We start from the raw sequence: 23,921 nt of genomic DNA, 5'->3' as shown, positions 1-23,921 counted from the left end.
ACGGCGCTGGGTCGTTCCAACCGTTACCGTTACAATAGAACCGGTCGTGTACCAGTACAAGTTAAGCAATTATTCTGGTATCAATAACACTACCCCGGCACAATCCCAGCACAACCCCGACACCACCCCGCTTCCTCCAAGCGCAGCCCGACAAGAATGACCACGCCGCCCTCCGCCGACCACCCGCCGCCACTCGACGCCACGCCTGCCCGCGCACTCGGCGATTTCATCCGCGCCCACCGTGAACGGCTCACGCCGCAAGCGCTCGGCCTGCCGCCCGGCCCGCGCCGCCGCACCCCCGGCCTGCGGCGCGAGGAAGTCGCGCAACTATGCGGCGTCAGTCCGACCTGGTACACGTGGATCGAACAGGGCCGCCCGGTCTCCGCTTCCGCCGAGGCGCTGGCGCGAATCGCCGTGGCATTGCAACTGTCGCGCGCCGAGCGGGCGTATCTGTTCGAACTGGCCGCGCAGCGCGACCCAGCCGAGCCCGATCCGGCCGCCGCCGATGCCCCCGCCACCCTGCTCGAAACCGTGCAGCTCGTGAACGCCCCGGCTTACGTGCTCGACCGCCAGTGGAACGCGCTGGCGTGGAACGCGCGCGCCGCCGACCTGTTCGTCGGCTGGCTGGACGGCACCCACGACCGCAATCTGCTGCGCTACACCTTCACCGAACCGGCCGCCCGCGAACTGATCGCCGACTGGGAAACGCGCGCGCGACGCCTCGCCGCCGAATTCCGCGCCGACTCGATTCGCCATCTGAACGACGCGCCCACCCGTGGGCTGATCGACTCGCTCACCGCCGCCAGCGACGCGTTTGCGCGTTTCTGGGCGTCGCAAGACGTCGGCGGCCGGGAAGGCGGCCGGCGCGAATTCAACCATCCGCGCGACGGCCGTATCGTCTACGACCAGATCACCTTCAAGCCCGCGCATCGCGAGGATCTGAAGCTGGTGGTGCTGGTGCGGGAATAGCGGCGCTATTGCCTGAGCAGCGCCTGGGCGGGCGGCGTCTCTGGCGCGGTCCGCCGGTGTTAAAATCCCGGTCTTTCGCTCATCCCGATGGCGCCCGCCCTGTACGCGAACGCCGTCAGCGTCCTCACCTCGTTCAAAGCCCAACACCATGACGTCCCAACTGCACAAAAAAGGCGAAGCCTGGTCGGCTCGCTTCTCGGAGCCGATGTCGGAGCTCGTCAAACGCTACACGTCGTCGGTTTTCTTCGACAAGCGTCTGGCGCTCGTCGATATCGAAGGGTCGCTCGCGCACGCCTCGATGCTGGCCGCGCAGAAGATCATCGCCGCCGACGACCTCGCCGCGATCCAACGCGGCATGGCGCAGATCAAGGGTGAAATCGAGCGAGGCGAGTTCGAGTGGCAACTCGATCTGGAAGACGTCCACCTGAACATCGAAGCACGTCTGACCGCGCTGATCGGCGATGCCGGCAAGCGCCTGCACACGGGCCGCTCGCGCAACGATCAGGTCGCGACCGACATCCGCCTGTGGCTGCGCGGCGAGATCGACCGTATCGGCGGGCTGCTGACGGAGCTGCGCACGGCCCTGCTCGACATGGCGGAGAAGAACGCCTCGACCATCATGCCGGGCTTCACGCACTTGCAGGTGGCGCAGCCGGTCACCTTCGGCCATCACCTGCTGGCCTACGTCGAAATGTTTTCGCGCGACGCCGAACGCATGATCGATTGCCGCAAGCGTGTGAATCGCCTGCCGTTGGGTGCGGCGGCGCTCGCCGGCACCAGCTATCCGATCGACCGTCATGCGGTGGCGAAGACCTTGGGCTTCGACGGCATCTGCGCAAACTCGCTGGATGCGGTGTCCGATCGTGACTTCGCGATCGAATTCACGGCAGCGTCGGCGCTGGTGATGACGCACGTGTCGCGCTTCTCGGAAGAACTGGTTTTGTGGATGAGTCCGCGCGTCGGCTTCATCGATCTGGCCGACCGTTTCTGCACCGGCTCGTCGATCATGCCGCAGAAGAAGAACCCGGACGTGCCCGAACTCGCGCGTGGCAAGACGGGCCGCGTGAACGGTCATCTGATCGCGCTGCTCACGTTGATGAAGGGCCAGCCGCTCGCCTACAACAAGGACAACCAGGAAGATAAGGAACCGCTGTTCGACACCGTCGATACGGTTGCGGACACGCTGCGCATCTTCGCTGAAATGGTCGCGGGCATCTCCGTGAAGCCGCAAGCCATGCGCGACGCCGCGTTGCAAGGCTTCTCCACGGCCACCGATCTCGCCGATTACCTGGTCAAGCGCGGCCTGCCGTTTCGCGACGCGCACGAAGCCGTGGCGCTGGCGGTTCGCGTGTGCGCCGATCGCGGCTGCGATCTGGCCGATCTGACGCTGGAAGAAATGCGCCAGGAACTGCCGAACGTCGCGCACCTGATCGGCGAAGACGTGTTTTCGTATCTGACGCTCGAAGGTTCGGTGGCCAGCCGCAACCATCCGGGCGGCACCGCGCCGGAGCAGGTGCTGGCCGCGGTCAAGGCCGCACGCGCAGCGTTGAAGTAATGTAACGGTAAGGCGCGGCACCAAAACAAAGGCGAACTCATCAACGAGTTCGCCTTTTTTGTTTTCGTGACCGGACTGATCGACTGCGCAAAGCACCGCGCAAAAAAGAAAGCCCGCGCGAAGCGGGCCAAATGAAAGACTTCCACCGATGCCTCTCGAAAGAGGCCAACGAAGTGTAGGCTCGTTTTAGCCGAAGAGAAATCCGGTCATATTTCAGCCTGTTACAACGCCACCGTCTCCGGTAACGGGGTAAGAAAGCCCGCGTCGCGCAGATAGCCGATGTAAAGCCGGATCATCGCGCCGTAGTCGGTTGTCAACGCCACGCCGTGCCGCGCCAGTTCGGTCAACGTGTCGATCTGCTCGACCGGCAACGGTGCGCCGGAAAGGTCACCGGTATAGAAGTCGCGAATCAGCGCCAAACCGTTCGACGCATCGAGACCCGCCAGACGCCGCTGCCAGTCTGCCGGCGCCTGTGCTGCGGCATGCAAGCCACAAGCAGCGAGCACAGCAAACCACTGACGCAGGGACAGGGCGAACGGATTGTTCAGGTTCGCCACGCGGATGCCGGCACGCGGGTGCAACACCATTGCCGTCAGCGCGTTCGCGAGCTGATCGACCGGCATCATTTCGACTTCCCGCGCCGTTTCCGGATAGGCACCGAGTTGCAAGCAGCCCTGGGTGAACAGCCAGAAATGGTTGCGCGCGAAATTGCTAAAACCGGTGCGGCTGTCGCCGGTGATATTGCCGGGTCGTGCAATGAGCGCCGGCAAGCCGAAGCGGCGTGCGCATTCCGCGACCCGTTGCTCGCCCACCCATTTCGTCAGCAGATAGCCGTTATCCAGCAACGGGCGCGCGTTGCTCACCTGCTCGTCGATGCGCACGGCGCCCTCCAGCATCTCGCCAACCGACAGCGTCGAGACAAAACAGAACGGCTTTTGCCGCTGAGTCAGCGCGAGCCGCAGCAAAGCCTCGGTGCCGCCGACATTCGCAGCCTTCATCGCCTCGTAGCTATGCAGGTGATGGACGAATGCGCCGCAGTGCAGGATCGCGTCGACCTCCACCGCGAGTTGCCGCCAGCGCGATGTGTCGAGCCCGAGCTGCGGCGCGGCAAGATCGGCAGGAATCACCTCGACGCGGCTGAAGTCGATCGCCAGCCCCGCCTCGCGCGCCTTCCCCTCCAATACGGCGCGTCCGGCATCGGCGCTCGCGCAGCGTTGCAGGCAAATCACCTTGCCGATCCGGGCGCATAACGCGTGCAGCAGGTAAATGCCGAGGAAACCGCTCGCGCCGGTCAGCAGCATCGTGCGAATCGGCGCTGGCCTGGCTGCGTCAGAGCAAGCGGGCGCGGCATGCTCGACAACGAAAGGCGTCGACGCATCGGCAATCGCGCGCTCGATCATGTCCTCGTGACCGCCGTGCGCGAGCGTCGCGATGGTCGGCGAGCGGTAGAACGCAGCCATCGCGAAGTCGATGCCGAGCGTATCGCGCAATTGCGCCTGCATCCGCACGGCCAGAATCGAATTGCCGCCGAGCCGGAAGAAACTGTCGTCGCGGCCGATGCCGGAAACACGCAGCAGCGTCTGCCAGATCTCGGCGATGCAACGCTCGACGCCTTCGCGTGGCGGCGTACCGCTTGCACGTGGGGGCGCGGGCAACGCCTTGCGATCGTGTTTGCCGTTCGGCGACGCCGGCAGCGCGTCCAGCCGGATGAAACACGCCGGCACCATGTAGTCGGGCAGCGCCTGCGACACATGGCGGCGCAGCGTGTCTTCATCCGGCACCGCACCGTCTTCGTCCGATCCGGCAACGCCGACGTAGTACGCGGCCAGATAGCGCGCGTCCCCTTCGCCCCACACGCGACACGCGGCATGCGCGACACCGGGCGCGGCCGCGATGCAATTCTCGATCTCGCCGAGTTCGATGCGAAAACCGCGCAGCTTGACCTGCTCGTCGTTGCGGCCGAGGTATTCGATCGTGCCGTCAGACAGAAAACGGCCGAGATCGCCCGTCCGGTACATCAGCGCGTATGGGGCATCGCGAAACGGATCGACCACGAACCGTTCCATCGTCATGGCCGACTGGTTGATGTAGCCGCGCGCCAGATTTTCTCCGCCGATGTAGATTTCGCCGACCGTGCCGGGCGGCGCCAATTGCCGTTGCGCATTCAGCAGATAGAGCCGGTAACCCGGCAGCGGCTTGCCGATGATGCGGCTCGGCCCGCCCGGCAAGACTTGTCCGCACGAGGCCATCACGGTGATTTCGGTGGGGCCGTACAGGCTGAATAGCCGCGTGTGTTCACTCCACCAGGCAGCGCTCGGTTCGTCCAGCGTATCGCCGCCGAATCCAAGCAGTTGCAGATCGGGCAGCGGCTCGCGCGGCAGGCCCTGAACCACGACCGGTGCAAGCGAAGCATGCGTGACGCGCTCCGCTTTCAGCAGGCTGTGCAACAGGCGCGGATCGCGGCGCGCCTGCTCCGGCAGCACGATGAGCGTGCCGCCGTGCAGCAGCGCGAGAAACAGATCGAGCACGCTTGCGTCGAAATTGGTGGACGCCGCCAGGGTGCTGATACTGCCCGGCGCATAGCCGAGCGCGCGACTCGCCGCGGCCACCATTCGAACCACGCTGTGATGTTCGACCAGCACACCCTTCGGCTTGCCGGTCGAGCCCGACGTGTGGATCACATAAGCGAGCGTCTCGGGAACCACAGTCTGCGGCCGGTGCGGCTGCCCCACCTGCTTCGCCAGCAGCGCCGGGTCGATCTGGTGCAATTCGCCGAGGCCGGCGGCCTCCAGCGCGAGGCGGCTCGGTTCGTCGGCGAGCACCGTATCGACCGAACAGTTTTCGACGAAGTAGCGCAGACGTTCGGCGGGATAGGCCGGGTCGAGCGGCACATACGCGCAACCGGCTTTGAGCGTGCCCAGCACGGCAGCCACCAGCAGGACGCTCTTCTGCATGCTCAAACCGATCCGCGCACCGGCCGGCATGCGGGCTGCCAAGCCGTGAGCGATAGCATCGCTGAGCGCGTCGAGTTCACGATAGCTGAGCTGCTGCTCGCCACAGCGCACGGCAACGCGCGATGCGTGTGCCGCGACCACCTCGGCGAAACGCGCCGGGATCGACTGCGGTGCGTCCGGCAGCGGCTCGCCGCACGCGAAGCTCAAACACCGCGCATGTTGCGCATCACTCAGATAGGCAAGTTGGCCGACCGATGTATCAGGCTGACGAGCAGCGGCATCGCAAAGCGTCATGAACACCTCCGCCATCCGCTCAACCGAAGCTTCATGCAGCACCGAACTGTCATATTCGAAGCGCCCATCCAGCCCGCCGTCGGGCCGCACATAGAAAATCGCCGACAGGTCCGTTTTCGACGTCAGCGGAGGGCGTTCCTCGGCGTAATAGGCCGCTCCGCCGATGTGGCCGTTCAGCTCAATGCCGTTTTGCAGACTGAAGATCGTGTTCAGCGCGCCGAGCTGGTCGTTGTCCGTGTCGTAAGGCGTGGCGAGCAGATGATCGCGGTCGTCGAGCATCTGCCGCTGCACCGCGCGCGCCAGTTCGCCGAACCCTTGCCGCGTGTCGATGCGCTGCACCAGCACGGCCATCGACACGAACATGCCGTAGATCTGCTCGCTGCCCGGAACATCGCGGCCCGCATACGGATAGGCACAGGCCAGTTGCTGCTGGCCGCTCACGCGCCACAGCCAGACAAGATACAACGCGAATAGCAGAGGCGGCAACGTCATGTCGTGCGCATCGGCAATCTGCTTCAGGCGCCGCACCTGGGCCGGCCGTACATGTAGCGCCAACGAGCGGTTGGCGTTCGGTTCGCGCTGCAATGCGTCGAACGGCAATTCGGTGCGCAAGGCAAGCGCATCGAGCTTGCGTGTCCAGTACTCACGCGCGGCGGCAAAACGCGGCGATTGCACTAATTGCTGCGCCCAGCGACCGTGGTCGAACCACGAGAGCCGCTCTTCTGAAACCGGCCGGCCTTCGTAGCGCAACGTCAATTCGTCGAGCAACAGTTTGAACGACCAGCCGTCGAAAATCGCGTGATGAATGCAGAGCAGCAACGTAGTGCGGCTTTCTTGCGGGGACATGAGCAATTGCGCACGCCACAACGGCGCGCAGTCGAGCGGCAAATTCACTGCGCGCATGGCGTCGGCATACGCTTCGATCGCGCCGGCATCGCAGGTCTCCAAAGCAACGGAAATAGGCGCGGGCGAATTCGTCAGTTTGGCGGAAGTGCCCGGGAGCAGCCACAACTGTCCACCGCGTTCCGCGAAGCTCGCGGTGAAGATCGGGTTATGCGCGAATACGCCGACGAGTGCCTGGTGCAAGCGCAGCGGATTCGCTGCGCCGTCGAAGTCCACCCGCATCACGATGTTGTACGCGTTATCTGCAGGCTTGCCGAGCGCGCGGGTGTGCATCATCCGCACGAGCCGGCTAGCCACGGGCGCGGACGTGGGCGGACCTGCTTGCGCGGCGAGCGGCGGCAGCGCGGTGCCCGCTTCGACGCCCTGCCGCGCGCTTGTGCAAAAGGCGTCGAACTGCGGATGCTCGAACAGCGTCTTCAGCTTGACTGGTGCGGACAGGCTTGCGCTGACACGATTGCACACAAGTGTGGCAAGCAGCGAGTGGCCGCCGAGGTGGAAGAAGTGGCTGTCCTCCCCGACGCTGTCGAGCGGCACGCCCAGCACCTCCGACCAGATCGCTTGCACGGCCAGTTCGAAAGCGTCGAAAGCGCGCTTCGCGGAGTCGGCCGGACCGGCTTGCGGCGCCGGCAATCTGCTGCGGTCGATCTTGCCGTTGAGCGTCAAGGGCAGCGCCTCGACCGGCAGCAGAAAGGCCGGCACCATGTAATGCGCGAGTCGTTGCGCAAGACGACTTCGCAGCACCGCCGGCTCCAGCGCGGCCCCTGCATACCAGGCCACGAGGGCCGTCCCACCCTGCCGTTCGCAGGTGCCGACGTAGGCGCTACGTACCTCCGGTTGTTCGACGATGCTGGCCTCGATTTCGCCCAGTTCGATCCGGTAGCCGCGAATCTTCACCTGAAAATCGCTGCGCCCGAGAAATTCGATCGCGCCATCCGGCTGAAAACGGCCGAGGTCGCCGGAGCGGTAGAGACGTCCTGGGCCGAACGGATTCGCCCGAAACTTCTGCCCGGTTAGCTCGGGCCGCAGCAGATAGCCACGCGCAACCGCCGCGCCGCCAATGCAGATCTCGCCGATGCCGCCGAGCGGCACCGGTTCGCCTTCCTCATCGAGCAGATGAATCTGATAGCCGGGCAACGGATGGCCCAGTTGATTGGCGGCCTTGTCGCCGTCGAAGGTGTTTTCGGTCGCCATCACGGTGGTCTCGGTCGGGCCGTAGATGTTCGACAGGCGCAGCATGCCGGACCAGAAGCGGATCGTCTCGTCGTCGCTCGCTTCACCGCCGCAGAGAATCGTGTCCAGATGCGGCAGCGCGCGCCGCGGCAGCAGCTTCAGAATCGCCGGCGGCAGGAACGCATGCGTGATGCGTTCGGCTTCGAGGAAGGCGGACAGTGCGTCGGCATCGGTGCGCACCGCTTCGGGCGCGACGATCAGATGGCCGCCGTGCGTCAGCGGATTGAAAATCTCCAGCACGCTGGCGTCGAAATTGACGGATGCGAACTGCAGCCAGCGCGTGCTCGCGTCACGCCGGTAGCGGCCCGTCAGCGAGGCGATCAGATGCGCCAGCATGCCGCGCTCGATGACCACGCCCTTGGGTTTGCCCGTCGTGCCCGAGGTGTAGATCACGTAGGCGGTGCGTTGCGGATCGAGCGGCGCGCCTCGCGCGAAAGCCGATCCGGTCACCCCGGCCGCCGGGCCTTTTAGCAGATCGTCGATCCGGTATAGCGCGCAATCGACCAGCGCGCTCAAACGCTCATGGGTTGCCGCATCGACAATCACGGCGCGCAGTTGCGCATCCTTGACGATGTAGCGCAAGCGCTCATCCGGCATCTGCGGGTCGAGCGGCAGGTAGCCCGCGCCATGGGTGAGCACGCCGAGCATGGCCGGAACGATGCTCGCGCCACGCGAAATGCAGATGCCGATCAACGCGTCCCGTCCATCAGCCGTGTCCGGCGCATTCGGGGCATTTGGCGCATTCGGCGCGTGCGGTTCAAGCGCGGCCAAGGCTGCGCTCACACGTTCGGTGGCGAGCGCCAGTTGCGCGTAGGTGAACGCAGCGTCCGGGCCGCTGACCGCGGGACGCGCGGCGTGCTCGCGGGCCGCCTGCGCGAACAGATCGACCACGTCCCGCGCGGGTGCGGCAAGCGAACCGCCGTCGGACCACGCCGCGCAATGGCGCCGCAACACCGGCGTATACAGATCGATCGCATCGACCCTCTGCCCGAGACTCTCGCCGACGCGCCCGAGCAGCGCCGTCAGATGCCCGAACGCGAGACGCAGCCCGTCGAGTTGCTGGGGATAGCGGCTATGCACGTGCAACGCGATCTCTTCGCGCAGGTCGAGGTAGACGCCGATGTCCTCGTGCGAGAAACGGCGCGAGTACGGCGCCAGCAAGGTCGCGGACAAGGTGCCGAGCACGAGTGCGTCGTAGGGCAAGCTGTCGGTCTCGCACACCACGTTGGTCGCGCGCACGAAACCCGGTTCGCGCCGCTCGATGTCGTGCAGCACCTCAAACGCCGGAAGTTCGGCGTGAAAATCCGCCATCTCGGCGCGCGCCGCCGCGTGCCGTAGAAACTGCCGCAGCGTCATCGTGTCGTCGAAGTCGGTTTTCAGGAAGCGCCGCCGTTCGTCGAAACCGATCGTCTCGTCGCGTTGACAGCGGCCGCGCTGGTGATGCGCGGTAAGCACCGCGCGGCTGCCGGTCATGCGGCGCAGCAGCACGTGAACACACAGTTTGATCAGCAGATCGGGGGCGACGCCGAGCGTATGGGCCTCACTGCGTAAAGCGGCGCCTGTCCGCGCATCGAGGCGCAGCGTAAAGCTGCTGTCGGCGAGCGCATTTTGCGTGCACGGCGCGTGCCATTCGAACGAAGCGTCGCCCAGTTGGCCAATCCAGAAATCGAGGCCGGTCTGCAAACGGTCATTCGCGAGGAGCTCACGCTCGGCGTCGAGCAGGCCTTGCTGATCGATGCCGAGCGGTGCGAGCGGCGCTGTGCCGCGATAGATCCGCGAAAGCGCATCGAACAACGGCCTCAGCGAAAAACGGTCGAGCAGAGCAGGATGGCAGGCGAACACGAGGTAACTCTGGTTGCCGGCGCGCAGCAGCGTGAACGCCCACGGCAGCCCGGCGTCCAGCCGGAAGCGACGCGCGCACAGGCCGTCGATCAACGACAGCGCAGCGGCTTCGTCACACTCGTCACGCCGGTCGAGATCAATCACGTTCAACTGTGCTCGCGCATCGCGGCGGATGACCCAGTGCGTGCCCTGTTCGGTGTCGACGAGCCGGTACGCAAGCGGCCGGCAGTGCGCCACCAGCTGTGTCACGGCAGCGGAAAGCCGCTCGATGTCGGGACAGCCGTCGATCCGGTAGACGGCACAGAGATTGGGGCCTGCGGCGGCATGCGCCAGGGTGCGGGATTGCGTGCGCGTCAGCGCAAAGGAAGTGTGTTCCAAACGATACCTCGTTGTCGGGGTGGACGGGGCCGATCGGCTCGCACAAGCGCCGGCCGCGCGCGACTCGTGACCGCGCCGCGGCGCTTCGCCAGATGGTCGGGCCCACGCTATTGACGTGAAGTTGTCGTCACCATAGGAAAACTCTTAGAACTCCTGCTGTGTGTGGATCGGTATTAACACTCGTTGATCAAACACGGTTTATGTCAGGCGGATCGCATCAGACTGAATGCGCTCATGCAGACGACAGAAAGGCAATGGAAAGAACATCACGCGCACCGCGTAGGCGAACCGGACTGCGGGGCACCGGACCGGCATACAGGGCGAACGACAATTGCATCCTGGCGCTTTTTGACTACCATCAAGTTAGACCCTGTCCCAATGCTTTCCACAACGATGCTCATCGGTATGCGTCACCTTCGCCGCTTGACCGGGCCCTGCGCTTGCCGCGTCGGCGGATCGCTATTGCAGGCGCATCGGGCGATGTCGGTATCCGTTTTGACCGTAGCGTCGACGCTGGTGCTTGCGGTCATGGCGGGCTGCACCATCACACCGCCCGATCGGCCGCTCGTCATCACGCCGGCCGCCGCCGTCAATAGCGCGACGCTCGATCAATACCGCGGCGCGGTCGCCAGACGCATCATCGAACGCAGTCCGTCATATGTGCTGCACGGCACACCGCAAGCCATGCTGCGCTCGCTGGTGGTGGTGTCGTTCACGGTGGATCGCAATGGCCAGGTGCTGCAGTCGTCGGTGTATCGGACCAATGGCGACGACGAAGCCGAGAGCACCGCGCTCGCCACCTTGCGGCGCGCCTCGCCGCTGCCGCAACCACCTGGCGCATTGCTGAATGGCCGCGGGCAGCTCGAACTGTTCGAGGACTGGCTCTTCAACGACAACGGCAAATTCCAGTTGCGCGAGTTCGCCTCGCCGCAAGCGCAAACCATCGAGTAAACGCAGCGCCGACGCAGCGAAAGCGGCAGGACGCGAGACCGGCCTCACCCTGCCTTGCTCCGTTGTGCGCCCGCTCGCTATAATTTTCCGATTCCCCAAGCCGGATCCCTCCGGCATGGCGCGCGCCGCCCGCTTACCCGTTGGTGCGGCGCGCGCCCGATTGCAGCAACGCCGCGCGACCCGCGCAGGCCGCCTGCCTGACATACGAACGACGCTGACGGCTCACTGCTGCCGTTGTAAGCTGTCGCATCGTCGCCCGCGCCGGGCATGGCTTCAAACGCCAGCAAGACGCGCCGAAGCGCACGAACCTAAACAAAGATGCCGGCTGATCACGCGCCGCCCGCACATAAAAGTACGGCGTCCAACGGCATCACGACACTCGGAGACCCTGCATGTCCACTTCGCCGATTTCCGCGGCCCAGCCCCATTCGAGCGGGCAGAACAGCAGCGCGCGGATCATCTTCGCGAGCTTCATCGGCACCGCGATCGAGTTCTACGATTTCTACGTCTACGCGACCGCCGCGGCGCTCGTCATCGGGCCGGTATTTTTCCCGCACGGCTCGGCGACGGCCCAGGCTTTATCGGCTTTCGTCACGTTCGGCATTGCGTTCGTCGCGCGCCCGATCGGCTCGTTCCTGTTCGGTCACTTCGGCGACCGGATCGGCCGTAAATCGACCTTGGTGGCTTCGCTGCTGGTGATGGGGGTATCGACCACGCTGATCGGATTCGTGCCCGGTTACGACTCGATCGGCAGCCTCGCGCCGATCCTGCTGTGCATCTTGCGCTTCGGCCAGGGTATCGGCCTTGGGGGCGAATGGGGCGGCGCGGCGCTGCTCGCCACGGAGAACGCGCCGGCCGGCAAACGCGGCTGGTTCGGGATGTTTCCGCAACTCGGGCCGTCGATCGGTTTTCTGGCGTCCAACGGCCTGTTCTTCGCGTTGGCCCTGTCATTGAGCGACGAGCAATTCCGCAGCTGGGGCTGGCGCGTGCCGTTCCTCGTCAGCGCGGTGCTGGTTGCGCTCGGCTTGTACGTGCGCCTGAAGATCGCCGAGACGCCGGCCTTCCAGGCAGCCATCGAGCGCGAGGAGCGCGTGAAGGTGCCGATCGCCACCCTGCTCTCGCAGCACTGGATGCCGACTCTGCTCGGCGCGCTCGCCATGGTGGTCTGCTACACGCTGTTCTACAACGCCACCACGTTTTCGCTGTCGTACGGCGTGTCGGTGCTGCATATTCCGCGGCCGACTTTCCTCGGCATGCTGTGCATCGCGGTCGTGTTCATGGCGCTCGCCACGCCGCTGTCGGCCTGGGCGAGCGACCGTTATGGCCGCAAACCGGTGTTGATCGTCGGCATCATCGCGGCGATCCTGTCGGGCTTCACGATGGCGCCGCTGCTCGGCAGCGGGCAGATGCCGCTGGTGCTGCTGTTCCTCGTGATCGAGCTGTTCCTGATGGGGGTGACTTTCGCCCCGATGGGCGCGCTGCTGCCGGAACTGTTTCCGACCAACGTGCGCTATACCGGTGCAGGCGTGTCGTACAACCTCGGCGGGATTCTCGGTGCGTCCGTCGCGCCGTATATCGCACAGGTGCTGGCCGCGCACGGCGGGCTGCCCTGGGTGGGCGCGTATGTGTCGATCGCGGCGGCCGTCAGCATGCTCGGCGTGCTATGCATGCGCGAGACGCGCGATGCGCACTTGATGTAACGGGAGCGAAGACGCGCTGGGTAAATTCCCTGCCTTGCGCGTCTTTTTGACTTGCCTATACTCGAAATAAATAACCCTAAGGCAAGCAGGGAGGCTCTGATGAATATTCACCTTCACAACGCGGATATCGTGATGATCATCGCGCTGGCGCTGCTATGTTCGCTGCTGCTGGCTTTGCGCTTTCGTCCCGCGACGTGGAAGGGCATCGTTGTGGAAGCGCTCGCCGCGAACGCAGCCGCGATTACCGCAGTGATTGCTTTTGAAATGCTGCTTGCCTGAGCAGTCGACCATACCGGCGCCAGTGCCAGTGCCCGCGCGCCATGGCCGGTCGAGCGCGGCCTGCGTCTGAACTCATCCAAAGAAGCCGTTGAACGGCTGCCCTCGCCGATGCCGGTGAGCGGCAGCCGTCAGGATCAGGTGCTGCGTCTGGCCCAATCCGGGCCGCAAGCCATTACCGGTAGTAGTAGCCGTGATGGTAGTAGCCGCCGCCGTAGTAATAGCCAGGCGCCGGTGCAACGATGCAGCCCCCAAGCGCCGTTGCCAGCAGCGTGCCTGCGATCAGGGTCAGGATTAAGCGTTTCATATTGTTCTCCTTCGAGTCAGATTCATTCGAGCCGAAACCCCGAATGACTCGATTGAACACGACCCTGCCTCCCGCGACCGTTGCCATTTGTAAGGGAAGATCACGTGTGTGTTACACGTTTGCGCCCCTAAATCCGGCTGCGCCAAGCCATCGCGTGAACAGATTCACATCAGAGGAAAACAGCACCTATACTGGGTTGGATATGCGAGCCACGTGCAAGCCTTGTCCGTGGCGGACGCGCGGACCGGAACGCGGACGGCGAGTATTGAATCGGCGCTTCACGTGCCGTAACCAGGCCGGCAACCGCGCGCGAAACCGCGCGGACAGCCAATTAGGCGCCCTACGAAAAGCGACAGATTTAACAGGTATGTAATGCGCAATGGTTGGTCCAGGTGCAGAGCGCGGTCGTCAAAGACCGGCATCGGGACACTGGTAAGCGGCCGACGAATCTCACCGCACGCGCGCGGCATGCCTCAATGAATGCGTGATTGAACTCGACCGCCGGCCGGCGGTCTGTTTAGGACTGGGTCGATCACCCGAGGTGGTCGCCCGGTGTCTGAGTCAGTTTGTTCATTGAAGTGATTCCTCTTCGCCCGTAGTTCCCCGACGCGGGCGTTTTTCGGAGGCGTTCCGTGGCAGCGCTCGTTTGATTGGGCGACTGTGCGTCGCGCCTCTTTTCTTTTGACCGAACGATTAGCCAAACGATTGCGCAAAAGCGCGGCGAAATTACGCTCAGGCCGCGGCTGATCCGTGCTGCATGGCAACGGGGTGCGATTCGCCCTGCACGTAATCGATCGCCTTCAGCACCTCGGCGACCGCTGGGACTGACCGGCCGTCACCGATCGAAATCGAGCGGAACGGCGCGTCGATGCCGCAATGCGCCGGCGAAGTCGCCACAAAAATCATGACTGTGCGCTTCTGCAATGCATGCGCCAGATGAACGAGCCCCGTATCGGCCCCGACCACCAGCGCGCAGCCGTCGATCATCTGCGCGATTTCGGTCACGCTCAGTTTCGGCAGGACGGTCGAACCCGGCACCTGTGACGCGATCTGTTCCGCCTCGGCACGCTCGCGTTCCGAGCCCCACGGCAACACCACCTGAAAACCACGCTGCACCAACTCACGCCCGACCGCCCCCCAATGGGACAGCGGCCACTTCTTGTCGTCTTTGGAGGTGGCATGAAAGAGCGCCGCGACCGGGGCGCCGCTAGCCGCGAACGGCAGCCCGGCCGGTGCGGGCAGGCGCAGATTGTAGGCCGGCGGCCCCTCGACCTCATAGCCGAGCGCCTCACCCGCGCTGATGCGCATGCCATGCCATGCATCGCAGGACGGCCTGGGACCGAAACGCCCGGTGTAGGCAAATGCAGCGCCGCGCTCTCCCAGATCCCGGGACTGATAGCCAATACGTTTAGACGAGCGAGCCAGAAAGGCGATGATCGCGCTCTTGTACACCCCGTGAATGTCGATGATGAAGTCGTAGCGGTAGGCACGCAATTCGGCGATCGACGCCGCGATCGCCTTGAAATCGCTCCAGCGGCGCGCCTTCTTGAAGCGGCGCAGCGGGGCGCAAAGCACGCGGTCCACGCTTTCGCTCCAATGCACCACTTCGGCGAATGCTTCGTCGGCCGCCCAATCTACTGCAACGCCGGGAAAAGCGCGTTTAATGTCGGCAACGACCGGCAACGCCTGCACGATATCGCCGAGTGAAGTGACCTTGACGATAAGAACTCGTTTCATTGAGGACCTGTTAGTTGTTCGAACGTCAAACTATTTTAGCCGACGATGGGAATAATCTTTGCTAAACGCCACAGGGCGCAATCCGGTCATCAATACAGACCGTTACGCTGGAAAACTTACAAATATTTTCTTTACATATTTTCAGATCGCCTTCATAGCGTTCGTCGATGCGGCACGCTTTATAATCCACCCTTTGCGCCAGCACATCCGTCATGTCCCGGGCTTTCCCTCCGCGCTCTTCCAGCATCGTGCGTCGCGCCAGACGCCTGTGGCGACAATACGGCGTCTTCTGGCTCGGCGCGATCGCGGTCGGTCTGGTGGCGGTTCTGTATGCGAGGCTAATCGACTGGGGCTACGGCGCATTTCGCGCCATGCAGCATCAGCACGTATGGGCGCCGTTGATCGTCACGCCCGCGGTCGCCGCGCTCGCTGTCTGGCTCACGCGCAAGTTCTTTCGCGGCGCCGAAGGCAGCGGTATTCCTCAAGTCATCGCCACCCTGCATGCCAGGCCCGGCGAATACGGCGCACGGCTGCTGTCGTTCAGGATTCTGTTCGGCAAGATCGCCGTATCGTTTCTGGCCATTCTCGGCGGCTTCACGATCGGCCGCGAAGGACCCACCGTGCAGGTCGGCGCGGCACTGATGTTCAACCTGCGGCGGCTCTACCCGCGCTCGAATGCGCTGATCGAACGGCAACTGGTGCTCGCGGGCGCGGCAGCGGGCTTGTCCGCGGCATTCAATACGCCGCTGGCAGGCATCGTGTTCGCAATCGAAGAGCTCACCCGCAGCTTCGAAGCCCGCGCGAGCGGCGTGCTAATCACGGCAATCATCATTGCCGGTGTGATCGCGCTCGGCCTGAACGGCAATTACACCTATTTCGGCACCATTCAGATCGGCGCGCATTTCCCCGATCTGCTGGCGGTAGCCGTCGTGCTCACGGCAATCGTCACCGGGATTGCGGGCGGCGTGTTCGGCTGGCTGCTGCTGAACACCGCACGCTGGATTCCCGCGCCGCTGCGTCAGTTGCACGGCGAGCGGCCGGTCGCATTCGCCGCGTTGTGCGGCTTCCTGATCGCAGTGGTCGGCCTCGTCTCCGGCGGCACGACCTTCGGCAGCGGCTACGCGGAAGCGCGCGGATTGCTCGACGGACACGAGCACCTGTCGGTGTTCTATCCGTTCCTGAAGATGATCTCGATGGTCGGCTCTTATCTGCCGGGTATTCCAGGCGGGATCTTCGCGCCGTCGCTGTCGATCGGCGCGGGCTTCGGCAATCTGCTGCACATGGTGTTCGGCTCGATGCAATTGCCCATGCTGATCGCCCTCGCGATGGTGGGCTATCTGGCGGCCGTCACGCAGTCGCCGATCACCTCATTCGTGATCGTGATGGAGATGATCGATGGTCATGCGCTGGTGATCTCGCTGATGGCCACCGCGTTGATCGCGAGCCGCGTATCGCGTTTGCTCGCACCGCCGTTGTACGAGTCGCTGGCGGAACGCTATATGGCGCCGCTGCCACAGCCCGCCCCAGCACCGGTGCCGGAAGTTCCCGAAGTCGAGGCGCCCGAGGCCGCAGTCGCCGATGAGACCGACGACGGTACTCGTGCTGAAGACGGCGCCCCGCGTCAGTAAACAACCACCCCCGGCGCGTGCACATAAACTGGCCGCGCCGGCACCACTACGCAGCCGGCCAGCACGACCGCCAATGCGGCGATCAGAAGCAGATTCTTTTTCATCACGTGTTCCTGAGAAACGCAGGCGAGCGCGGCGCCTGAGTCGTCAAACTGGAGAGAACGGCACGAACGCGGTCAACCGCGCCGTGCCGGACAGTGCTGGCGTCTGAGGACTTAAGCCGCCCAGTGGCCTTCGACCCAGCGATAGTTCGGACCGTGCTGGACCCAGTGGCCCGGCACCCAGTGGAAGCCGACACGCTCGGCTTGCCAGTGGCCCGCCACCCACACATAGCGGCCGTGATCCCAGCGCCAGTGACCGTGATCCCACACGTAGCCGACGCGCGGCGCCGGCACGGCTTCGTAGCGCACGGCCGGCGGTGCGGACGGTGCGATCACAACGACTTCTGCGGCCGAAGCGGACGCGATGGCGGATGCACCAGCGGCGATCAGCACAGCGTTGGCGATCAGCAAGCGAAAGGTCTTGTTCATGTTTTCCCTCTGTAGTTGGACACCGAATCCGGCGTTATCCGTTTAATGCGCGAGGGATCAAAAGCGCTGACTGCCGCCGTGTAACGGCACACGCTGAAGTGCAACGGATTATTTCGCCGCACGGCATAGCCACGTGCGGACATACGCGGCCATGCACAACGGCGCGGCGCGTTCGGGCAGCAAACAGAGGATAAAGAGGCAGACGGCGCGTAGAACCCACATCCGCGCGTCTAATTGAACAGCAGAAGGACACCACCGGGAGGACAGCGTCTACGCGCCCCATCCCGTCACGTCGGATCGACACAACGAAGCAGAGCGCGCAGCGCGTTACGCGGAACCCGCCTGCGGTATTTCAATCTTGACCTCGAGCACTTCAAGATCGTCCTGGCGCTCCAGGCTCACGCGAATATCGTCGTTGGAGATCTTCACGTACTTTGAAATCACGGCCACCAGTTCGCGTTGCAACGCAGGCAGGTAATCGGCAGGCGCATGGCCGCCGGCGCGCTCGTGCGCGATGATCAACTGCAGGCGTTCCTTCGCTACCGACGCGGATTTCTTCTTCTCGCCCAGCAAAAACGAAAGAATCGACATTACGTGCGCTCCCCTTACTTGGTGCCGAAGAGGCGCTGCAGCAGCCCTGGCTTCTGGTAATCGGTAAAGCGAAGCGACTTCTGCTCGCCGAGGAAACGCGACACGACATCTTTATAGGCTTCGGCGACGTCGGTACCGTCGAGGTGGACCGCCGGCAGCCCCTGGTTCGACGCGTGCAGCACCGCTTCCGATTCCGGAATCACGCCGATCAGGTCGATGCGCAGAATTTCCTGGATGTCGGTCAGCGACAGCATTTCGCCCTCGCTGACGCGCTTCGGGTTGTAGCGGGTGATCAGCAGGTGTTCCTTGATCGGCTCCTTGCCTTCGATCGCGCGCTTGGTCTTCGACGACAGAATGCCGAGGATGCGGTCCGAGTCACGCACCGAGGAGACTTCCGGATTCGTCACGATCAGCGCTTCGTCAGCGAAATGCATGGCAAGCAGTGCGCCCGATTCGATACCGGCCGGCGAGTCGCAGACGATGAATTCGAAGTCCATTGCGATCAGGTCGTTGATGACCTTCTCGACGCCTTCCATGGTCAGCGCGTCTTTGTCGCGCGTCTGCGAAGCCGGGAGAATAAAGAGGTTCTCGCACTTCTTGTCCTTGATCAGCGCCTGGTTGAGGTTCGCTTCGCCCTGAATCACGTTGATCAGGTCGTACACCACCCGGCGCTCGCAGCCCATGATGAGGTCGAGGTTACGCAGGCCGACGTCGAAGTCGATCACGGCGGTTTTGCTGCCCCGCAGAGCGAGGGCCGATGCAAAACTCGCGCTCGTGGTCGTCTTGCCCACGCCACCCTTGCCCGAAGTCACCACAATGATTTTTGCCATTACCCTTACCTTGTGTTCGTCAAATTCGTCAATTATGTGCGGCCCGCTTTGCCGTGGAACGCCGCCTGCCGTGATGGTTCAGGGCAGCGTGCGCACCACGCCGATCAGGTGAGCCGCAGTGGTTCGATCATCAGTTTTTCTTCTTCGAGCCAGATCTGCACCGGCTTGCCGAGCACATCGGCCGGCAGCGGGTTCTCGGTCGTACGATAGATGCCCGCGATCGAGATCAGTTCCGGTTCGAGACACGTGCAGAAAATGCGCGCGTCGTGATTGCCCTGCACGCCGGCCAGTGCCCGGCCGCGCAGCGGCGCGTAAATGTGGATGTTGCCTTCCGCGATGACTTCCGCGCCGTAGCTCACCAGACCGAGCACGACCAGATCGCCCTTTGCGTAGATGCGCTGGCCTGAGCGCAGCGGCTTGTCGACCACCATGGTTTGCGACGAGGTGGCGAGACGGACGGGCTCGGCAGCGGGCGCCGGCTCGACTGCGGCGGCCGTGGCCGGGGTGCCGTTTTCCGGCGCCCCGCCGGCGTCGGCAAACAGATCGGCCGGCGGCGTGGCGGTCGCGGCGGTGGCCACCGGCGCCGCAACAGCGGGATTGGCGCTTTCTTCGTCAGCGGATTTTGCGGCGGCGCCGCGGCGGTCGCGCGCTTCGAGCAGCGGCAGCGCGGATTCGGCCGCCCACGTCTGCTGAGCGTTGGCGACCACGCCGACCGGACGCATGCGCACGCTGTCGAGCAGTTGCGCGATGTCGGCGAGCGGCACGCGTTCGTTGTCGGCGAGCCGACGCACGTCGATCGCGACGACGTCGTTAGCGAAAAATTCGGGGGTCGCCTCGAAGCGCCGGGTCAGTTCGGCGCGCATTGCATCGAGGTCGGTTGTCTTGACCACAAACAGGAGCGTGTCGACAGAGCCGCTGCGGAGTTCGAAAAAGGGCGATTTCTTGGGCGACATAGCGTTCGGCAAAAAATTTTGCGTATTTTACAGGCGTACAGGCGGGGAGCGAGTTTTTTTGCCGGGAGAACGCGCCCCCGCGGCCTGAATACCCGTGACATAGCCACGCCTCGGCCGTTCAGGCCGCGCTTGGGGCGCTCATTTGGCCATGAACCCGGCCATGAACGCTGCGGCGACGCGGAAGGGATGTGAGCGGCAGGCTGACGCGCCGCTCGTGAGATCACTGCTGAAACACCTGCGACGTGGTCGGCACGTGGCGCACCAGCAGGCTTTCGGCCTGCTCGGGCGCACGTGCGACACGGCGGTGCTCGCCGGTCGGACCGAAGCCAAGCGCCTCGTAAAAACGCATTGCATTGCGGTTGGCGTCGGCGACCCACGCGTAGATTTCCATCGCGCCTTCGCCGGCGAGCCAGGCGCTGGCGGTGTCGACGAGCAACTCGCCGCCGCGCAGATGACGCACGGCCGGCGCGACCCACAACTCGCAGACGAACGCGCGGCGCGCCGCCGTATCGTCGAAATGTGCTTCGATCAGTCCGGCCGGATGGCCTTCGGTATAGAGAATGAAACTGGTGGCGATAAACGAAACGGCGTGTTCGGCAGCGGTGGCGTCGAACGTGGCGGCATCCGCCGACAACGCGTCCTCGAGCGTTTCGCCGAAGGCATAGGGCGCCTCCCGCAACGACGCAGTGCGGAGTTCGCGGAAAACGGCGCCCTGATCAGCGGCGATACGGCGAACGGTCAATGACGGACTCATGCAGACGAAAACCCCTTGAAACCCTAACGCATAGCTTTAACCGAACCGGCGCGCGAGTCAAATGCTTATTTACTGGATCGGACCGTGGCGCCGCTCCCTGGCGTTGGCGCCGCGCGCCGATTGCGCGGCCATTCACCCGCCCACCGCCTTGATAACCGGCTCGCGAAGCGCGCCGGCCAATGCGTTCAGGGCGCTTCGTAAGTGCCGGTGCCGTCCGGCCACGGCGTCAGCAACTCATAGCCGTCTTCAGTCACGGCGATCATGTGTTCCCATTGCGCGGACAGGGAGCGGTCTTTGGTGACCACCGTCCAGCCGTCGCGCTGCACCGCGGTGCCGGCGCGGCCCGCGTTGATCATCGGTTCGATCGTAAAGACCATGCCCGGTTTCAGACGCACGCCCTGCCCCGGCTGACCGTAGTGCAACACCTGCGGGTCTTCGTGGTAGACCTTGCCGATGCCGTGGCCGCAGTAGTCGCGCACGATCGAGAAGCCGTCGCGCTGCGCGATTTTCTGGATCGCGTAGCCGACGTCGCCCAGCGTGGCGCCCGGCTTTACTTCGCGGATACCGGCCAGCATGGCTTCATAGGTCGTGTCGATCAGCTGGCGCGCCACCGTACTCGGCTGGCCGACGCAATACATGCGGCTGGTGTCGCCGAAATAGCCGTCTTTGATAATCGCAACGTCGATATTGATGATGTCGCCATCTTTCAGGATTTCGCTGCGATTGGGAATACCGTGGCACACCACCTGGTTGACGGACGTGCAGACCGTCTTCGGAAATCCCAAATAACCAACATTTGCCGGAATGGACTTTTGCGTATTGACAATGTAGTCGTTGCACAGCGCGTCGAGCTCGTCGGTGGAGACGCCGGCCTTGACGTGCTCGCCGATCATCGCCAACACGTCGGCCGCAAGGCGGCCGGAGATGCGCAGCTTGGCGATGTCGTCGGGAGTCTTGTAGGTAATGGCCATGAATTCGGTCGAGGTGGGTCGATGATGACGAACGCCCAATTGTACAGAGGATCGCCGGACGGCCTCCGCGAGCCGGGCTGAATCTGCATCGCGGGCGGCTTCCCGCACGATTTCGAGCGATTTTCAGGGGCTGTTCACGAGCCGCTCGGTGTGGCCATTCAGGTGCCTGCTCCGGAACCGCTCACGGACCGGCTACCCCGAGCGAGACCGCCTCATTCTGCAAGCGCACACGGAAATCTTTTGTGGGCTTTGCACCGGGTAGCCCATTCGCTCCGTAAGGGCGTTGATGACTCGCTTTCTTCCCCCTGCATCGTTTAGTTCTTCCCGGAAGAACGAGGTCTCTTTTTGCGTCCGCGATTTGCGTTGGTGCATCGCCTGCGTAACCGCTTTCCGCGCGTGCGCGTCGCGAATCCATGGGATTGGCAGCGAACCATCTGAGGAGCATAGCCAGCTCGGAGTCCAGCAATAAATCAGCATAACTTATCGATGCATTTGACCACCGGATAGAACGGCGTCTGCAACGCAGACAGTTTTTCCGCAACGCCGGCGCACTGGGTCTGGTCGGTGGGACACTGATCAGTGCGTGCGGTAGTGGCTCCGGCTCGATCGCCTCTGCCCAGAGCGCGCCGAGCGACCCGGAAATACTGAACTTCGCGCTGAATCCGGAGTACCTCGAATCGCAGTTCTACACCTACGCCACAACCGGTTTGGGGCTGCCCGCGAGCATGACCACCGGGCGCTCGACCACGATCGCCGCAGTGGCCTGCACGATCGCCGTGCTGGTGCTCAATCTTGTTCTGCTGCTGCAAATCGCCGGCATTTTGCTGTAGCCGTTGTGTCCTATGGCGACACGCCGAGCAACTGTTTGCGTAACGTCGGCGCGCGCGTCGACGGATCGAGCCAGATGCCGAAAAATGCGCGTGCAAAAGCGAGGTCGTCGAACTCGCCGGTCATCCGGTCGCCTGCGTAAAAGCGCACGCCTTTGCCCGGCAAATAGATCGCGCTTAGTTGATCGCCTGGACCGACATCCACCAGCGCCTGCATCATGTCCGCACGCCAGCGCGCCAATGTGTCCGCCGGAATCGGTGCATTCGCGAGACGCCTGATTTCGCTCATCCCGGTATCGACGAATCGCTCGCGCCCGATGCCGCGAGCGTAAATGATATGCAACGCGAAGCGTTCGTTGTAGTCGACGGGTAGGCGTTCGCTCCACATTTGCGCGCGGTATAGCCTGAAGCCGAACACGCTGAAATCGCCCTCGCCCACGAGTTTCGCGGGCTGCACGTCAGCGAGCCAGTCGGCGCTGGCGGCGGTCGCCCACAGCACCAGCACGAGTGCCGCGAATGCGCGCACGTCAGTCGGCCGACGCGAGCACGAACTGCATCACGTCCGTGCGTCCTTCGTCGAAACCGGCTTCGCAGTAGGCCAGATAGAGCCGCCACGTGCGCACGAAAATCTCGTCGAAACCCTGCTTCTGGATCGTATCGAGCTGTGCTTCGAACGCACTGCGCCAGCGGCGCAGCGTCTCCGCATAATCGCGCCCAAAGGCCAGCGACTTGCGCGCCGTGAGTTTGCCGCGCCGGGCCGCTTCAATGAAATGCTGCGGACTCGGCAACATGCCGCCCGGGAAAATGAATTCGCGGATAAAGTCGCTCGTGGCCCGATAGGCGGCGAAGTACGAATCGTCGATGGTGATGGTTTGCACGAGCGCGCGAGCGCCCGGCCGCAGACGTTCGCGCAGGATGCGGAAGTACGCCGGCCAGAATTTTTCGCCGACAGCCTCGAACATTTCGATCGAGACAATGCAGTCGTACTGTCCGGTCAGCGTACGGTAATCCCGCAGTTCGAGGTGCACGCGCTCGCTCAGGCCTTCCTCGTGCGCACGTTTCTGGGCGAATTCGAGCTGCGCCGCGGAAATCGTCACGCCATGCACATGAATGCCCTGACGAGCCGCATGCATCGCAAAACCGCCCCATCCGCAGCCGATTTCCAGAACACGCATGCCTTCGCGTAACCCGAGCGTATCGATGATGCGTTGATACTTGGCGTGCTGAGCGTCTTCAAGCGATTGATGGAAATTGCCGTCGAACACCGCGCTCGAGTACGTGAACGTCGGGTCCAGCCATTGCGCGTAAAACGCGTTGCCGATGTCGTAGTGCGCGTGAATATTGCGCCGGCTGCCCGAGCGCGTATTAGGTCTCAGCTTATGACGCAACCCGTACCAGAGTTGCGCGAGCCAGCCGCCATAAACCGTGCGTTGCAGCGCGCGTTCGTTGCGGATTGCCACGCGCAGCAAAGCCGCCAGATCGGGCGTATCCACCCAGAAGGCGCGCCATGCGTCGGCAAAGCCAATATCGCCTTTGCGCAGAATCGCGCCGCACGCACGCCAGTCGCGCAATTCCAGACGCGCACCCGGCGCCGCATGCGAATCGCCGAATACGCGCTGCTGTCCGTCGGGCGTGATCAGCACCAGGTGCCCAACCTGAATCCGCTCGAGTAGCGATAGAAACAGACGGCCGGACGCGGGTACGGTTCGGTGTCCGCTTAGGGTTCGTGAAAGCGCCATGG

Annotated in this window: 19 protein-coding genes; 7 read left to right on the top strand and 12 right to left on the bottom strand. The window is 63.8% G+C overall.

Features of this window, described 5'->3' with window-relative positions; translation table 11 throughout:
- Positions 1-156 precede the first annotated feature (156 nt).
- Both HWX91_RS22125 and argH read left to right on the top strand, forming a co-directional pair.
- Positions 157-969, top strand: a complete 813-nt coding sequence (locus tag HWX91_RS22125; RefSeq protein ID WP_028196780.1) for a helix-turn-helix transcriptional regulator — start codon at positions 157-159, stop codon at positions 967-969.
- A gap of 148 nt (positions 970-1,117) precedes the next feature.
- A complete protein-coding gene (gene argH, locus HWX91_RS22120) occupies positions 1,118-2,524 on the top strand; it encodes an argininosuccinate lyase (protein ID WP_028196779.1) in 1,407 nt (468 codons plus the stop codon).
- Between the two features lie 221 nt (positions 2,525-2,745).
- Here argH and HWX91_RS22115 read toward each other — a convergent pair whose 3' ends face one another.
- A complete protein-coding gene (locus tag HWX91_RS22115; protein WP_028196778.1) occupies positions 2,746-10,125 on the bottom strand; it encodes a non-ribosomal peptide synthetase in 7,380 nt (2,459 codons plus the stop codon).
- 480 nt (positions 10,126-10,605) lie between these two features.
- Between HWX91_RS22115 and HWX91_RS22110 the strand changes: the two genes are divergently transcribed.
- The 3 genes from HWX91_RS22110 to HWX91_RS22100 all read left to right on the top strand — a co-directional run bounded on the left by HWX91_RS22110 (position 10,606) and on the right by HWX91_RS22100 (position 13,055).
- Positions 10,606-11,076: an energy transducer TonB family protein gene (locus tag HWX91_RS22110; RefSeq protein ID WP_042275028.1), complete on the top strand. Its 471-nt coding sequence runs from the start codon at positions 10,606-10,608 to the stop codon at positions 11,074-11,076.
- Positions 11,077-11,468: 392 nt separating this feature from the next.
- On the top strand, positions 11,469-12,776 hold the full coding sequence (locus tag HWX91_RS22105; protein WP_028196776.1) for an MFS transporter: 1,308 nt from the start codon (positions 11,469-11,471) through the stop codon (positions 12,774-12,776).
- 99 nt (positions 12,777-12,875) lie between these two features.
- On the top strand, positions 12,876-13,055 hold the full coding sequence (locus HWX91_RS22100) for a hypothetical protein (protein ID WP_028196775.1): 180 nt from the start codon (positions 12,876-12,878) through the stop codon (positions 13,053-13,055).
- A 172-nt stretch (positions 13,056-13,227) separates the two neighbouring features.
- Here the strand turns inward: HWX91_RS22100 and HWX91_RS41130 are convergent, their stop codons facing one another.
- The 3 genes from HWX91_RS41130 to HWX91_RS22090 form a co-directional block, all read right to left on the bottom strand.
- Complete coding sequence (locus HWX91_RS41130; RefSeq protein WP_255246783.1) at positions 13,228-13,359, bottom strand: hypothetical protein; 132 nt, start codon at positions 13,357-13,359, stop codon at positions 13,228-13,230.
- A gap of 732 nt (positions 13,360-14,091) precedes the next feature.
- A complete protein-coding gene (waaC, locus tag HWX91_RS22095) occupies positions 14,092-15,096 on the bottom strand; it encodes a lipopolysaccharide heptosyltransferase I (RefSeq protein WP_028196774.1) in 1,005 nt (334 codons plus the stop codon).
- 61 nt (positions 15,097-15,157) lie between these two features.
- Positions 15,158-15,310 carry a hypothetical protein gene (locus tag HWX91_RS22090; protein ID WP_156034521.1) on the bottom strand — a complete coding sequence of 51 codons (153 nt, stop codon included), beginning with the start codon at positions 15,308-15,310 and terminating at the stop codon, positions 15,158-15,160.
- On the opposite strand from HWX91_RS22090, the gene HWX91_RS22085 reads away from it, so the two are divergent.
- Entirely contained in the window at positions 15,309-16,724 is a 1,416-nt protein-coding gene (locus HWX91_RS22085; RefSeq protein ID WP_042275016.1) for a chloride channel protein, read from the top strand. The genes HWX91_RS22090 and HWX91_RS22085 overlap by 2 nt on opposite strands.
- A gap of 215 nt (positions 16,725-16,939) precedes the next feature.
- Here the strand turns inward: HWX91_RS22085 and HWX91_RS22080 are convergent, their stop codons facing one another.
- The 6 genes from HWX91_RS22080 to map form a co-directional block, all read right to left on the bottom strand.
- Positions 16,940-17,254, bottom strand: coding sequence for a YXWGXW repeat-containing protein (locus HWX91_RS22080; protein ID WP_028196772.1), 315 nt, complete (start codon positions 17,252-17,254; stop codon positions 16,940-16,942).
- Positions 17,255-17,581: 327 nt separating this feature from the next.
- Entirely contained in the window at positions 17,582-17,845 is a 264-nt protein-coding gene (minE, locus tag HWX91_RS22075; RefSeq protein ID WP_028196771.1) for a cell division topological specificity factor MinE, read from the bottom strand.
- A 14-nt stretch (positions 17,846-17,859) separates the two neighbouring features.
- Positions 17,860-18,675, bottom strand: a complete 816-nt coding sequence (minD, locus tag HWX91_RS22070) for a septum site-determining protein MinD (RefSeq protein WP_006048490.1) — start codon at positions 18,673-18,675, stop codon at positions 17,860-17,862.
- Positions 18,676-18,779: 104 nt separating this feature from the next.
- Entirely contained in the window at positions 18,780-19,628 is an 849-nt protein-coding gene (minC, locus tag HWX91_RS22065) for a septum site-determining protein MinC (protein WP_028196770.1), read from the bottom strand.
- A gap of 220 nt (positions 19,629-19,848) precedes the next feature.
- On the bottom strand, positions 19,849-20,382 hold the full coding sequence (locus tag HWX91_RS22060; protein WP_028196769.1) for a GNAT family N-acetyltransferase: 534 nt from the start codon (positions 20,380-20,382) through the stop codon (positions 19,849-19,851).
- 185 nt (positions 20,383-20,567) lie between these two features.
- Positions 20,568-21,353, bottom strand: a complete 786-nt coding sequence (map, locus tag HWX91_RS22055; protein WP_028196768.1) for a type I methionyl aminopeptidase — start codon at positions 21,351-21,353, stop codon at positions 20,568-20,570.
- Between the two features lie 482 nt (positions 21,354-21,835).
- Here map and HWX91_RS41225 point away from each other — a divergent pair, with 482 nt between their 5' ends.
- The gene (locus HWX91_RS41225; protein ID WP_306303610.1) at positions 21,836-22,183 is read left to right on the top strand and encodes a ferritin-like domain-containing protein; all 348 of its coding nucleotides are present in this window, start codon (positions 21,836-21,838) and stop codon (positions 22,181-22,183) included.
- A gap of 10 nt (positions 22,184-22,193) precedes the next feature.
- Here the strand turns inward: HWX91_RS41225 and HWX91_RS22045 are convergent, their stop codons facing one another.
- Together HWX91_RS22045 and HWX91_RS22040 are read right to left on the bottom strand one after the other, a co-directional pair.
- The gene (locus HWX91_RS22045; RefSeq protein WP_028196767.1) at positions 22,194-22,706 is read right to left on the bottom strand and encodes a chalcone isomerase family protein; all 513 of its coding nucleotides are present in this window, start codon (positions 22,704-22,706) and stop codon (positions 22,194-22,196) included.
- A 1-nt stretch (position 22,707) separates the two neighbouring features.
- Complete coding sequence (locus tag HWX91_RS22040; protein WP_028196766.1) at positions 22,708-23,919, bottom strand: SAM-dependent methyltransferase; 1,212 nt, start codon at positions 23,917-23,919, stop codon at positions 22,708-22,710.
- Positions 23,920-23,921 lie beyond the last annotated feature (2 nt).

Source organism: Paraburkholderia fungorum, assembly GCF_902833645.1.
GTDB classification, from domain to species: Bacteria; Pseudomonadota; Gammaproteobacteria; order Burkholderiales; family Burkholderiaceae; genus Paraburkholderia; species Paraburkholderia fungorum.
The sequence above is the reverse complement of the archived record's forward strand: the minus strand, read 5'-3'. Positions and strand labels throughout refer to the sequence as shown.

Excerpts from the sequence above, each read along its gene's own strand:
- HWX91_RS22125 (WP_028196780.1), top strand. The coding sequence starts at position 157 with ATGACCACGCCGCCCTCCGCCGACCACCCGCCGCCACTCGACGCCACG.
- argH (WP_028196779.1), top strand. The coding sequence starts at position 1,118 with ATGACGTCCCAACTGCACAAAAAAGGCGAAGCCTGGTCGGCTCGCTTC.
- HWX91_RS22110 (WP_042275028.1), top strand. The coding sequence starts at position 10,606 with ATGTCGGTATCCGTTTTGACCGTAGCGTCGACGCTGGTGCTTGCGGTC.
- HWX91_RS22105 (WP_028196776.1), top strand. The coding sequence starts at position 11,469 with ATGTCCACTTCGCCGATTTCCGCGGCCCAGCCCCATTCGAGCGGGCAG.
- HWX91_RS22100 (WP_028196775.1), top strand. The coding sequence starts at position 12,876 with ATGAATATTCACCTTCACAACGCGGATATCGTGATGATCATCGCGCTG.
- HWX91_RS41130 (WP_255246783.1), bottom strand. The coding sequence starts at position 13,359 with ATGAAACGCTTAATCCTGACCCTGATCGCAGGCACGCTGCTGGCAACG.
- waaC (WP_028196774.1), bottom strand. The coding sequence starts at position 15,096 with ATGAAACGAGTTCTTATCGTCAAGGTCACTTCACTCGGCGATATCGTG.
- HWX91_RS22085 (WP_042275016.1), top strand. The coding sequence starts at position 15,309 with ATGTCCCGGGCTTTCCCTCCGCGCTCTTCCAGCATCGTGCGTCGCGCC.
- HWX91_RS22090 (WP_156034521.1), bottom strand. The coding sequence starts at position 15,310 with ATGACGGATGTGCTGGCGCAAAGGGTGGATTATAAAGCGTGCCGCATC.
- HWX91_RS22080 (WP_028196772.1), bottom strand. The coding sequence starts at position 17,254 with ATGAACAAGACCTTTCGCTTGCTGATCGCCAACGCTGTGCTGATCGCC.
- minE (WP_028196771.1), bottom strand. The coding sequence starts at position 17,845 with ATGTCGATTCTTTCGTTTTTGCTGGGCGAGAAGAAGAAATCCGCGTCG.
- minD (WP_006048490.1), bottom strand. The coding sequence starts at position 18,675 with ATGGCAAAAATCATTGTGGTGACTTCGGGCAAGGGTGGCGTGGGCAAG.
- minC (WP_028196770.1), bottom strand. The coding sequence starts at position 19,628 with ATGTCGCCCAAGAAATCGCCCTTTTTCGAACTCCGCAGCGGCTCTGTC.
- HWX91_RS22060 (WP_028196769.1), bottom strand. The coding sequence starts at position 20,382 with ATGAGTCCGTCATTGACCGTTCGCCGTATCGCCGCTGATCAGGGCGCC.
- map (WP_028196768.1), bottom strand. The coding sequence starts at position 21,353 with ATGGCCATTACCTACAAGACTCCCGACGACATCGCCAAGCTGCGCATC.
- HWX91_RS22040 (WP_028196766.1), bottom strand. The coding sequence starts at position 23,919 with ATGGCGCTTTCACGAACCCTAAGCGGACACCGAACCGTACCCGCGTCC.